4 protein-coding genes are annotated in these 4,623 nt (G+C 56.5%); 3 read left to right on the top strand and 1 reads right to left on the bottom strand.

Annotated elements, in window-relative coordinates:
* Positions 1–337 (bottom strand): cation transporter (locus J5224_RS23415; protein WP_264627641.1); only part of this gene is annotated, 337 nt, incomplete at its 3' end.
* Between the two features lie 356 nt (positions 338–693).
* On the opposite strand from J5224_RS23415, the gene J5224_RS23410 reads away from it, so the two are divergent.
* From J5224_RS23410 to J5224_RS23400, 3 genes are all read left to right on the top strand, one after another.
* Positions 694–2,916 carry a TonB-dependent siderophore receptor gene (locus tag J5224_RS23410; RefSeq protein WP_264627640.1) on the top strand — a complete coding sequence of 741 codons (2,223 nt, stop codon included), beginning with the start codon at positions 694–696 and terminating at the stop codon, positions 2,914–2,916.
* A 24-nt stretch (positions 2,917–2,940) separates the two neighbouring features.
* Positions 2,941–3,933: an ABC transporter ATP-binding protein/permease gene (locus tag J5224_RS23405; RefSeq protein ID WP_264627639.1), complete on the top strand. Its 993-nt coding sequence runs from the start codon at positions 2,941–2,943 to the stop codon at positions 3,931–3,933.
* Positions 3,930–4,623, top strand: a 694-nt coding sequence (locus J5224_RS23400; RefSeq protein WP_264627638.1) for an ATP-binding cassette domain-containing protein, incomplete at its 3' end; no start/stop codon positions are given. The genes J5224_RS23405 and J5224_RS23400, both read left to right, overlap by 4 nt.

Genomic DNA, 4,623 nt, shown 5'->3' with positions numbered 1-4,623 from the left:
GGCTGCTGGCAAACAGCACTGTCGCATGCACATCGGGCAGGGCTTCAAGTGCCGCCTGAATACGTTCAGCGCAGCGTTCACTGCTCATGCCGGAGAGTTCCAACGTCAGAGTCTGTTCAACCACGTCAAAACCGACTTTATGAATCGCCGCGACCACATCCTGCACCGAGCTGCTTTCCCCTTGCAGCCGGACACGCGCACGCTCGCTGGCGAAATTGACGTTAGCCTCCACCCCCGGCAAGCGGTTTAACACGCGTTCAAGGCGCACAGCACAGGCCGCGCAGGACATGCCGCTGATAGGAAGGTGCAATGAGAGAGGATCGCTACCATTAGTCATTTCGTTGTTATCCTTAGACTTTCCGTTAAAAGGCTTCGATATCTGCCTTGTCGGTGAGGGGATAACATACCCCTGAGTCAGTGAATTTTATACCCCACAAGGGTATTTTTATTAGCAAAACATAGCAAAAATTTAGATATGCATTAATTTCAATATGATAGGTAACATCATTCCAGTTTTCACAAAACCATATCCAAAAAAATCATTTTTAATACGCCGTTATCCTTTCTAGCATCAGATCGATTTTCAATATACCCCCTATGGGTTTATCAAATAAAAATGAGGGACATCGTGCTGACGGCTTGCACTGTAACCCCATGAATTCACACACAACAAATTTGGATAAGGGAAAACACATGACACGCTCAGCATCACGCTCTTGGCGGCAGCCTTACTCTCTTCGGTATCATCATTTTAGACTAAGCGCGGCGGCAGTTTTTGTCGCCAGCCTGACTTGCGGTATAGAAAACGCCTTTGCTGCGGATCCCATCACCACCGATACCCCCACCACGCAACCCGCAGACGCTGACAGCGAGGGGGCGAATCTGAGGGGAATTACCGTCTGGGGACAGGCGCGCACGGAAGATACAACCTCCTATACCGCGCAGGAAACTACCGTCGCCAGCAAGTTGCCGGTAGCGCTAAAGGATATTCCACAGTCCGTCTCTGTCGTTACCCGGCAGCGTATTGAAGATCAAAACCTCACTACGCTCGAAGATGCTCTGCAACAGGTTACCGGGGTAACGGTCACCCCCAACGGCACGGACACCAGCCAATATCGCTCGCGTGGCTACGCCTTGAACAGTTCGATCGATGGTGTGCCGGTTTATAGCGGCCTTAGCGGTTCGGAGCAGTTCGATCTCGCCATCTACGACCGTGTCGAAGTCCTGCGTGGCCCAACAGCACTGCTCAACGGCAGCGGCGACCCCGGCGGTACCGTCAACGTCGTCACCAAAAAACCGCGTGACCGTTTTGCCCTCAACGGCACGCTGAGCGCAGGCAGTTGGGACAACTATCGTAGCGAACTGGACGTCACCGGACCGCTGAACGAAAGCGGTACGCTACGCGGTCGCGCAGTGGGTATTTGGCAAGATCGCGATTTCTTCTATGACCGAACCCATCAGGAAAAAAAGGTGTTCTACGGCGTGCTGGAGTACGATCTGACGCCAGACACCACGCTCTCTGTCACTTTTGCCAATCAGCTTAACCACATTAAGGCCCCCTACTACGGTCTGCCCGCTTACACCACGGGTGCGCTGCTGGATGTCTCGCGCTCGCTCAATCCAACGCCTGACTGGGCCTGGAGCGACAGCCACACGCAGGAGTATGTTGCGGGTATCGAACAGCGCTTTGACAACGGCTGGACCGCCACCAGCAAATTCCGCTATCTCGACAAAGACAGCGGCTACAAAGACAGCTTCGTCTCCTCCGGCGTGGATCCGGAGACCCACACCGTCAGCTATTGGTACAACCGCCAGTTCGACAGTGAATACCGACGCTACGGTTTGGATCTCTACGCGGGTGGCCCTTTCCGACTGCTGGGCCGTGAGCATCAGGCACTGATCGGCTACAACTATGATGACTATGAGTATCAGTACGCGGGGTATAACCGGGCTGGCGCGCGGCAAACCGGCATCAGCCTGTTCGATCCGTCCGCAGTGCGTGAATACGATGTTACCCCCACCAACGGTAACCTGACGCGAACCATTCAAAGCGGCGTCTATGGTCAAACGCGCCTGCAACTGCTCGATCCGCTCACCTGGGTCGTTGGCGGTCGCGTCAGTAACTTCACCATTCGCAACCGTAGCATCAGCCCCTCCGCACCGACAGCCTGGTCCAAAGAGTCATCGGCCAACGGAGAGATCACCCCCTACACCGGTTTGATCTACGCCGTGACACCGCAGGTTTCCCTTTACGGCAGCTACTCTGAGATTTTTATCCCGCAAGATGCGCAACGTGCCGATGGCTCCGCACTTGACCCGCGTAAAGGCAAGCAATATGAAACCGGGGTGAAAGGCAGCTTCTTCGACGGCGCATTAAACGCCTCCGTCGCACTGTTCCAAATCAATGATATCAATCGCCCTATGGTCGATTTGAACAACCCGGATTCCTACATTGCCGCAGGGGAAGTGCGCAGCCGAGGGTGGGAGACCGAAGTGAGCGGCAGTCCGTTACCGGGGTGGGACATTACCGCAGGTTACACCTTCCTGCTGACCCGCTATCTCGAGGATGACACCGAATCCGGCACCTTCAGTCTGGGTGAGCCCAAACACAGCTTCAAGCTATGGAGCCACTACCGCTTAGCGGGCGGCCAGCTTGATGGACTCGGCATCGGCGGTGGATTGATCGCAACCAGCGCCTACAGCGGCGTGCGCGGCAATTCAGACGAGCGCTCTCAAGGAGGATATGCCTTGTTCAACGCCGCCATCAGTTACCCGATCAACAAGAACCTCACGGTATCGCTCAATGGCGAAAACCTGACTGACCGCAAGTACTACGCGAGCGTCGGCGGCCTGAATACCTATAACATCTATGGCGCACCGCGTAACTTCACGCTTTCGCTGCGCGCCAAATTTTAACGCTGACTGATGATGAGCAAACCCATGTCACCCGCCACGCTGCTGCTGCGCTACTGGCGCAGCGCGGAAAAATGGCGCGCCGCCGGATTGCTGGCGCTGATTATCACGCTGGAAATGGGCACGGTGTACGCCTCCGTGGAGATCAGCAACTGGCAGCGTCACTTTTTCGATGCGCTGGCGGATTTCCACTATGCCGCCATCAGCACGCTGATGTTCACCCTGGCGCTACTGATGGCACTTTCCGTGCTGAGCAAGGCCTTCAGCGTATGGTTTACCCAGTTGCTTACCCTGCACTGGCGCACCTGGCTGGTGGAGATCTTTTTGCAACGTTGGCTACAGCATCGCGCCTATCAACGGCTGGAAAGTCAGGCGCTGACGGATAACCCGGATCAGCGTATCGCAGAGGATTTATCCCTGTTGGCGGAAAAAAGCCTGTCGCTAGGGCTGGGACTGCTCAGCAATCTGGCGAACGCCGTCTCTTTTGCGGTGATCCTGTGGGGGCTGTCAGGGGCGCTATCGCTGTCACTGTGGGGACACGATATCCGTGTTCCCGGCTATATGCTGTGGGTCGCGATTGCCTATGCACTGCTCGGCTCGTGGATTATGGAGAAGGTTGGTGGGCCGCTGGTCGCACTCAGCTACCAGCGGCAGCGTTACGAGGCAGACTTTCGCTATCAGTTGGTCCGCGTGCGTGAACACGCGGAGCAAATCGCCTTTTATCGCGGTGAAAACGAGGAAGCGCGGCGCTTGCATGCCGCCTTCGCCGCCATTCGTCGCAACTGGCGCAGCCTGATGACCTACAGCAAACGCGTCGCGTTTACCGAGACGCTCTACATCGACGCCAGCAGCTTTGTGCCTTATCTGTTCGTTATCCCGCGTTACTTTGCCAAAGAAATTACCATTGGCGGCGTGATGCAGATGAGCGTTGGCTTTTCCCGGCTGCGCACCGCGCTCTCGTGGTTCCTGTTTAACTATCAGGATCTGGCATTGCTGCGCGCAGCGCTGCAACGGCTGTGACTACCCCTGCCGACGATGGCATTCTGCGTATTCGCGATTTGCACCTGCATCTGCCCGATGGCTCGACGCTCTGCACATTGCCCGATACCGACGTTCTGCCAGGGGAACGCTGGATGATTGTTGGAGGTTCTGGCAACGGCAAGAGCACGCTGCTCCGTGCACTGGCTGGACTCTGGCCATACGGCAGCGGCAGCATCGCGCTGCCCGGCGGAACCCGCCTGTTTCTCCCACAAAGAAGCTATCTTCCGGTGGGTACGCTACGTGAAGCGCTGTGCTACCCCACAGGGGTATTCGATGACGCCCACTGCCGGGAAGTGCTCAGGCAAGTAAGGCTTGAGCACCTCCTTGATGCGTTGGATCAGGTGCACCCGTGGGACAAATACCTGTCCGGTGGGGAACAGCAGCGTCTGGCCTTCGCAAGCATCCTGTTACAGCGTCCGGATTACGTTTTTCTGGATGAAGCGACATCCGCCCTCGATCGCGACAACGAAACCCATCTGTATCAGTTGCTGCACGATACGCTTCCGGCGACCACGGTGATCAGCGTGACGCACCATGCCCATCTGGCGCACTGGCATCACCATCAATTACAGGTGATTGCCCAGCCCAGAAACAGCGCGGGGCCGACATCGCCCTCAACCGTCGAAAACCCAACGCCGTTGCCGTCTGCCCAGGCCTGCCTGACGGCCA

The organism is Candidatus Symbiopectobacterium sp. NZEC135 (genome assembly GCF_025962695.1).
Note: the sequence above shows the minus strand (reverse complement) of the source record. Positions and strands in the feature narration are given on the sequence as shown.